Below are 8325 nucleotides of genomic sequence, written 5' to 3' on the forward strand. Positions count from 1 at the left end.
AGTGGGCGTTGACGGATTCGAACCGCCGACCCTCTGCTTGTAAGGCAGATGCTCTGAACCAGCTGAGCTAAACGCCCGTACACTTCCGTTTCAAAAGCGATGCAAAGGTACGGCTTTTTTTGAAACCTGCAAATATTTCCCGTACTTTTTTTCAAGAAAATTTTTATCATACAAAGAAACGCTCTGAATATCAGCAATTAACGATGAAAACTTTTTTTCTTAACATTTTCACATCTTTCGGTTCATTTAATAAACGCACCTGCAATTCCGGTGCAGACATATCAGCCAACTGACTGCTACGTATCTTTTCTACTTCCGTCATGCTTTATATTTCTTTACCGTTAGTAAATACAAACTTCTTTTCACACGAAAGAGATTCGTTAAACTCGAACCCTTCCCAAGAAAAACTTTTCAGTTCTTCCGGATTTTCTATTTTATTTTTCAAGATAAAACGCGTCATTTCACCACGGGACATCTTTATATAGATAACTATCGAAGCCCATTTTCCATTTCTCCACACGTGAAATTCGGGAGTAATAACACGCACCTCTTTCTCTACCCGCTTCCAGTCAAACAGACTTTTCATCTCATCACTGGCTAAATTGCAAAGTATTCCGCCTGCATTCTTTATATCTTCTATGAAGGTATCCGTCAGGCGCGACCGCCAATAAGAGAACACAGTCTGATTTCCCAGTTCCAGCAATACAATATCCCCTTCCAACCGATAGGGACGAATGACATCCAATGGCCTCAACAGCCCATAACAGAAGGAAGTCAGCCGTAAATGCTCTTGCGCATATTCAAATTCTTTTTTAGAGAAATCCTTTGCATTCAAGCGTTTGAATACAATGCCGGTATAAGCCAGCAAAGCAGGCAGTTGTGGAGTGTTTTCTGCATGAAACACTTGATAACGCTTGTAATTCTCAACAGCCATCTTAGCATTCACACGCAACAGACGTTCCAATTCGTCCACAGAAAACTGCGACATCTGTAAAGCAACTTCTGACGCTTCTTGTTGAAAACGCGGGATTGTATCCAAAGGAGTTTTCACCTTTGAAGTCTCGCTCATAGTCTTGGCACAGGATAGAAGTACTAACATGTCTAAATCTGATTTTTTCTTTTCAAAAAACAAAAATAAAAAATAAATCGCTTTTCTTACAGATGAATAGCTAAATTATCCTTACTTTCACCACATAATTAACTTTAATCATTTATTAATAACAAAAAGTCCCCTTATGAGACACACACTGATTCCACTAAAAGTAGTATTCTTATTGACTATCTTTTGTTTAACAGGGAATTTATCCCACGCTGCCGTTAATCCGAAACCATTCGTTATCCCCGAATTGAAACAATGGACGGGAAAGGAAGGCAGCTTCATCCCCGGAACAGATGCGAAAATCGTCTGCACTTCCTCAGATTCCGAACTATTGAGAATTGCCCATATGTTTGCAGATGACTACCAACAAATGTTCGGACAAACATTGAGCGTAACGGAAGGCAAAGCTAAAGCCGGAGATTTCATTCTTTCCCTTTCGACCGACAAGAAATTAGGAAAAGAAGGATATGCCATCAAAATAGCCGACCGTGTGACGCTCTCCGCCCCCACTCCTACCGGACTTTACTGGAGCACACGCACCCTTCTGCAAATTGCGGAACAAACTGCCGACCATCAACTGCCCCAAGGAATCATCCGCGATTACCCCGACTATCCTATCCGTGGATTCATGATAGACTGTGGTCGGAAATTTATCCCAATGCCTTATTTGCAGGACTTGGTGAAAATCATGGCTTATTATAAGATGAACGCCTTGCAAGTGCACCTCAACGACAACGGCTTCAAGCAGTTTTTCGGTCACGACTGGGACAAGACATATGCCGCCTTCCGTCTGGAGTCGGACACTTATCCCGGACTGGCTGCCCGCGACGGCTTTTACACCAAGAAGGAGTTTGTCGACTTCCAGCACCAGGCGGCAGCCCAGTTTGTAGAAATCATACCGGAGATAGACATCCCCGCCCACTCGCTCGCCTTTGCCCACTACAAACCGGAAATCGGCAGCAAGGAGTATGGCATGGACCATCTTGACCTCTTCAAACCTGAGACGTATGAATTTGCCGACGCCTTGTTCAAGGAGTATCTCGAGGGAGAGAATCCCATATTCGTAGGCAAGCGCGTGCACATCGGCACGGACGAATATTCGAACGCCAAAAAAGACGTGGTAGAGAAATTCCGCGAGTTTACCGACCATTATATCCGCTTCGTCGAGAGCTTCGGCAAGCAGGCAATGGTGTGGGGTGCACTCACTCACGCCAAAGGCGAAACGCCTGTGAAGTCGGAGAACGTCATCATGAACGCCTGGTACAACGGGTATGCCGACCCCGAAACGATGATTAAGGAGGGTTACCGCCTCATCAGCATCCCCGACGGTATGGTCTATCTCGTGCCGGCAGCCGGATATTACTACGACTACCTCAACGAACCTTTCTTATATAATAAATGGACACCGGCACACATCGGCAAGGCTGTGTTTGAAGAGCAACACCCTGCCATCCTCGGTGGTATGTTTGCCGTATGGAACGACCATGTGGGCAACGGGATTTCCGTGAAAGATGTTCACCACCGCGTATTCCCCGCCCTGCAAACGCTCGCTGTGAAGATGTGGACGGGCGCCCATACGAGCCTACCCTACGAAGCATACAACGAAAAGCGTGCCGCCATCAGCGAAGCACCGGGTGTCAATCAGATGGGAAGAATCGGCAAAAGTCCCGCATTGGTGTACGAACGCGCCACAGTTGCCCCCGGAAGCACGTCCGACCACCCGGAAATCGGCTATAATTATACGGTGAGTTTCGACATCACCGGAGCTGACGAGAAGAACGGAACCGAACTGTTCCGCTCGGCAAATGCTGTCTTTTACCTGACAGACCCGATTCGCGGTATGATGGGATTTGCCCGCGACGGTTATCTGAACACCTTCCCCTACAAAGTGAATCCGGGAGAGAAGGCGACAGTTCAGATAGAAGGCGACAACCGAAGCACTACGCTCAAGGTGAACGGAAAGGTAATTGAGAAGATGGATATACAGAAAATCTACTTCAACGCCGGAAAAGATTCTATCAACTATGTGCGTACACTGGTTTTCCCATTGGAAAAAGCAGGCAAATTCAACAGCCGGATAGAAAACTTGAAGGTATACAACTATTGTGTAAGCCGGCAATAAAGCAGTGGAAACAACCGTGTCAAGCGGTAGAGACAAGCACAACACCCGTTACTTGAAAGCAACTTAACCATACGGTAAAAAAAGAACTCCCTTTTCGGCCATCCGAAAAGGGAGTTTCTTTTATCTGAAATACGCTATCGAGCGATTTTATTTGTATTCCTGCCAGCTCTTAATCTGAATATCATTCTGTTTCAGTTCACAGAATGCTTCGATAAAGGCGCTTGCCAAACGAGCATTTGTAATCAACGGAATGTTATGATCGATTGCACCGCGACGAATACGGTAACCGTTCGTCAACTCACGCTTGCTGTGATTCTTCGGAATGTTTATGATCAAATCAAACTTATGGTCAGCAATCATCTTCATGACGTTGTTCTCCGCACCCGGCTTCTCATCCGGCCAGTAAACCGGAGTCGTTTCTACCCCATGAGCATTCAAGAAAGCTGCTGTTCCGGCAGTTGCATAAATCTGATATCCCTTAGCATACAGCACACGGCTGGCGTCTAGCAAATCTACTTTCGACTTCATTGCACCGGAAGAGAACATCACCGATTTTTCAGGAATCTTAAATCCGGTAGCAATCATTGAATTCAACAATGCTTCCGAGAAATCGTCACCGATACATCCCACTTCACCAGTAGAAGACATATCTACACCCAATACAGGGTCAGCCTTGTGCAGACGCGAGAAAGAGAACTGCGAAGCCTTCACACCAATCCAGTCAATATCGAACGCCGACTTGTCCGGGCGTGAGTATGGAGCGTCCAGCATGATACGAGTAGCAGTTTCGATAAAGTTACGTTTCAGTACTTTAGAAACAAACGGGAAGCTACGAGAAGCACGCAAGTTACACTCGATAACCTTCACCTCGTTGTTACGGGCCAGGAACTGGATATTGAACGGACCGGAGATATTGAGTTCTTTGGCAATCTGACGGCTGATCTTTTTGATACGACGAGCTGTTGCAAAGTAAATCTTCTGTGCCGGGAATACCAACGTAGCATCACCGGAGTGAACGCCGGCAAACTCTACGTGTTCGGAGATTGCATATTCTACCACTTCACCATTCTGTGCAACGGCATCAAATTCAATCTCTTTCGTATTTTCAAGGAATTGGGAAACAACCACCGGATATTCCTTAGAAACTTCGGCCGCCATCTTCAGGAAGTTCTCCAGTTCTTCATCGTCATAGCAAACATTCATTGCAGCTCCCGAAAGAACGTAAGAAGGACGAACCAATACCGGATAACCAACTTTCTCAACAAAACCCTTCACTTCCTCAAGGCTGGTAAGTTCCATCCATGCCGGCTGGTCGATACCCAATTGGTCAAGCATAGCAGAGAACTTGTTACGGTTTTCGGCACGGTCGATAGAAATCGGAGAAGTACCCAATACAGGAACCGACTGGCGATAAAGTTTCATAGCCAGGTTGTTCGGGATTTGTCCGCCTACCGAGACAATCACACCGCGAGGTTGTTCGAGGTCAATTACGTCGAGCACACGTTCGAACGAAAGTTCGTCAAAGTAGAGACGGTCGCACATATCGTAGTCAGTAGAAACCGTTTCAGGGTTGTAGTTAATCATAATAGACTTGTAACCCAGTTTGCGGGCAGTCTGAACCGCATTCACCGAGCACCAGTCAAATTCTACAGAGCTACCGATACGGTAAGCACCCGAGCCCAGTACTATTACTGATTTTTCATTCTTATAATAATTCACATCATAACCTTCCACCGCATAAGTCATATACAAATAGTTGGTCAGTTCCGGATGTTCGGAAGCAACTGTATTGATACGTTTCACAGCCGGGAGGATACCCATAGATTTGCGGTGAGCACGTACGGCAAGGTTTTCTTTCTCCATGTTTCCGGTTGGATTCAGAACAAAACGGGCAATCTGGAAGTCGGAGAAACCTAACACTTTAGCTTCACGCATTACATCGGCAGGTATATCTTCCACCTTATCATAGGCAGACAGTTTCGCTTTGTAGTCTACGATATTTTTCAGTTTGCCAAGGAACCATGAGTCGATCTTTGTCAGGTCATGGATACGTTCGATGGTGTAACCCTCTTCCATTGCTTGTGCGATAGCGAAGACACGCAAGTCAGTCGGACAAGAAAGTTCTTTATCAAGATCATCAAAGTGCAATTCGTCATTACCTACGAAGCCATGCATTCCCTGCCCGATCATACGAAGGCCTTTCTGGATGATTTCTTCGAAAGAGCGGCCGATAGACATGATTTCACCCACCGATTTCATGCTTGAACCGATTTCACGAGACACACCGGCAAACTTCGTCAAGTCCCAACGGGGGATTTTACAGATATAGTAATCAAGTTGTGGAGCTACGTATGCAGAGTTCGGAGTTCCCATCTCACCAATCTGGTCGAGCGAGTAACCCAAAGCGATTTTAGCGGCAACAAATGCCAACGGATAACCGGTAGCCTTGGAAGCCAAAGCGGAAGAACGGCTCAAACGAGCATTCACCTCAATCACACGGTAATCATCCGTTTCAGAGTTGAAAGCATACTGGATGTTACATTCACCCACGATACCCAAGTGACGGATACATTTCGTAGACAAATCCTGCAACATCTTCAATTCCTTGTCGTCCAGTGAACAAGTAGGAGCAACAACGATGGACTCACCAGTGTGAATACCCAGCGGGTCGAAGTTTTCCATGCTGGCTACTGTGAAGCAGTGGTCGTTAGCATCGCGGATTACCTCAAATTCGATTTCTTTCCACCCCTTCAGAGACTCTTCTACCAAGATTTGTTTGGAGAATGCGAAAGAGCTTTCAGCCAGTTTCAGGAATTCTTCCTCGTTTGCGCAGATACCGCTACCAAGACCGCCCAATGCGTAAGCCGAGCGTACCATCACAGGATAACCAATCTTGCGGGCAGCGGCAATCGCGTCTTCCATGCTTTCTACAGCCTGGCTGACAGGAGTCTTCATTTCGATTTCGTCCAGCTTTTTCACGAACAGGTCGCGGTCTTCCGTATACATGATAGCTTCTACCGATGTACCAAGTACCTTCACTCCGTATTTATCGAGAATACCTTGTGTGTAAAGTTCAGCACCACAGTTCAGTGCAGTCTGTCCGCCGAAAGCCAGCAGGATACCGTCCGGTTTTTCTTTCTTGATAATTTCTTCTACAAAATAAGTATTCACGGGAAGGAAATACACTTTATCGGCAATCCCTTCAGAAGTCTGAATGGTGGCGATGTTCGGGTTTACCAATACTGAGCTGATACCTTCTTCTTTCAAAGCTTTCAGTGCTTGTGAGCCTGAGTAGTCAAATTCTCCGGCTTGTCCGATTTTGAGTGCTCCAGAGCCCAAAACGAGAACTTTCTTGATTTCCTTTTCCATTTCTTTTGTTGTTATAATATGTTGTTATTTCTACGTTTGTTCATAAAAAAAATGCGTTACCCTCAAAAAAGGACTAACGCATTACCAAAGAACTAAAATATCGTTTTTGGAAATAAAAGAAGAAACCTGCCATTTCCGGGTGCAAAACATCCGAATGTAGATAATACTTACTTCTGATTTCCTGTTGATTCATTGTTAACTTTAAAATTTTTGCAAAGTAACGACATATTTTGCACATGGCAAAAAGAAACGTTCACTTTTTTACAGTGAAGTAACTTCATTTTAATGCTTCTTTCAGTTTTTATCTGTATCTTTGTCGCTAAATCTATAATAATAAGGTAATAACAATGGGAAAAGAAAAAATCATATTGACGGGCGACCGTCCTACCGGAAGACTCCATATCGGTCACTATGTAGGTTCGTTGAAACGCAGAGTTGACCTGCAAAACGCAGGTGATTATAGTAAAATGTTTATCTTCATTGCCGATTCGCAAGCATTGACAGACAATATAGACAATCCGGAAAAGGTGCGCCAGAATGTAATTGAGGTTGCCCTTGACTATTTGGCTTGTGGTATTGATCCGACTAAAGCTACGATTTTCATCCAGTCGCAAATACCGGAACTATGCGAACTTAGTTTCTATTATATGGATCTTGTAAGCGTATCCCGCCTGCAACGCAACCCGACCGTGAAATCGGAAATCCAGATGCGCAACTTTGAAGCAAGCATCCCCGTAGGTTTCTTCACCTATCCTATCAGCCAGGCTGCGGACATCACTGCATTCCGTGCTACGACCGTCCCCGTCGGTGAAGACCAGGAACCGATGCTCGAACAGGCTCGTGAAATCGTCCGCCGTTTCAACTATATATATGGTGACACATTGGTAGAACCTGAAATCCTGTTGCCGGACAATGCCGCCTGCCTCCGTCTTCCGGGAACCGACGGTAAAGCTAAAATGAGTAAATCGCTCGGAAATTGCATCTACCTTTCGGAAGAACCGGAAGAAATCCAAAAGAAAATCATGAGCATGTATACCGACCCGGGACATCTCCGCGTACAGGATCCGGGAAAGATTGAAGGCAATACGGTATTTACTTACCTGGATGCTTTCTGCCTCCCCGAACATTTCGAACGTTACTTACCGGATTATCCGAATCTGGCAGAACTGAAAGCGCATTATCAACGTGGCGGATTGGGAGACGTGAAGGTTAAACGTTTCCTGAATGCTATCATGCAAGAAACTTTGGAGCCGATCCGCAATCGCCGCAAAGAGTTCAGCAAGGATATTCCTGCTGTTTATGAGATGTTGCAGAAAGGCTGCGAAGTAGCCAGAGCCGCTGCTGCCGAAACGTTGGCTGATGTGAAGAAAGCAATGAAAATCAATTATTTCGATGATAAGGAATTGATTGAAGAGCAAGTGAAGCGTTTCTCTCAGGAATAATACATTTATTTCGTCTGGAAATAAACATAATTATAAAGTAAAGGCTGCCTGTCCCATAAAAGAGAGGCAGCCTTTCTTATTGGATATTTTCAAAGATTTAGAGCCTGTTTAAATTCTCTTCAGTCATAATTTTATAGCTGACATTTTAACTTACCCCGGCTCTTCTTGTCGCGTCTGTCTGTAGTTGGCGGAAGGGGTATTAACAGTTGCGCTCTTGGGTATTAACAGTTGCGCTCTTGGCTATTAATAGAAAACTTCCCGCCCATTAAGTATAAAGTTCCTTCGGACAGGAA

Annotated in this window: 4 protein-coding genes, 1 tRNA gene and 1 pseudogene; 2 read left to right on the forward strand and 4 right to left on the reverse strand. The window is 45.1% G+C overall.

What is annotated here, in order from left to right; translation table 11 throughout:
- Positions 1-2 precede the first annotated feature (2 nt).
- From NSB03_RS19275 to yaaA, 3 genes and pseudogenes are all read right to left on the reverse strand, one after another.
- Positions 3-77: transfer RNA gene (locus tag NSB03_RS19275), tRNA-Val, on the reverse strand.
- 140 nt (positions 78-217) lie between these two features.
- Positions 218-322 (reverse strand): annotated as a pseudogene (locus NSB03_RS19280) (sugar O-acetyltransferase); the annotation flags it as partial.
- Between the two features lie 3 nt (positions 323-325).
- Complete coding sequence (gene yaaA / locus NSB03_RS19285; RefSeq protein WP_242358466.1) at positions 326-1099, reverse strand: peroxide stress protein YaaA; 774 nt, start codon at positions 1097-1099, stop codon at positions 326-328.
- Positions 1100-1235: 136 nt separating this feature from the next.
- Between yaaA and NSB03_RS19290 the strand changes: the two genes are divergently transcribed.
- Positions 1236-3221, forward strand: coding sequence for a beta-N-acetylhexosaminidase (locus tag NSB03_RS19290; RefSeq protein WP_128824506.1), 1986 nt, complete (start codon positions 1236-1238; stop codon positions 3219-3221).
- A gap of 147 nt (positions 3222-3368) precedes the next feature.
- Here NSB03_RS19290 and carB read toward each other — a convergent pair whose 3' ends face one another.
- The gene (gene carB / locus NSB03_RS19295; protein WP_024988632.1) at positions 3369-6590 is read right to left on the reverse strand and encodes a carbamoyl-phosphate synthase (glutamine-hydrolyzing) large subunit; all 3222 of its coding nucleotides are present in this window, start codon (positions 6588-6590) and stop codon (positions 3369-3371) included.
- A 347-nt stretch (positions 6591-6937) separates the two neighbouring features.
- Between carB and trpS the strand changes: the two genes are divergently transcribed.
- A complete protein-coding gene (gene trpS / locus NSB03_RS19300; RefSeq protein WP_024988631.1) occupies positions 6938-8032 on the forward strand; it encodes a tryptophan--tRNA ligase in 1095 nt (364 codons plus the stop codon).
- Positions 8033-8325 lie beyond the last annotated feature (293 nt).

It is taken from the genome of Bacteroides acidifaciens (assembly GCF_024623065.1).
Lineage (GTDB): Bacteria > Bacteroidota > Bacteroidia > Bacteroidales > Bacteroidaceae > Bacteroides > Bacteroides acidifaciens.